Source organism: Pseudoneobacillus rhizolycopersici (assembly GCF_054786815.1).
Genome location: NZ_JBTOOE010000107.1, coordinates 1 through 270 on the forward strand (window position 1 = coordinate 1; position 270 = coordinate 270).

General features: G+C 64.8%; 1 pseudogene. It reads left to right on the forward strand.

The features are described from left to right. Positions 1-6: 6 nt before the first annotated feature. Positions 7-270: pseudogene (locus tag ACX9YW_RS23035) on the forward strand (hypothetical protein); the annotation flags it as partial.

Below are 270 nucleotides of genomic sequence, written 5' to 3' on the forward strand. Positions count from 1 at the left end.
GAGTAAATGGCGCGGCTCTACGGCTACGACAACATCCCGGCGCTGCCGCCCAGAGGCAGCCTGAACATGCTGGCCCAGTCCGAGGCGGCGCGGGGGCGGGAAACGTTGCGGGCGCTGCTGACCGCGCGCGATTACCAGGAAGTGATCAATTACAGCTTTGTCGACGCGGCGTGGGAGCGCGACATTGCCGGCAACGACAACCCGCTGCAACTAAAGAACCCGATTGCCAGCCAGATGGGAGTGATGCGCTCGACCCTGTTCGGCGGGCTG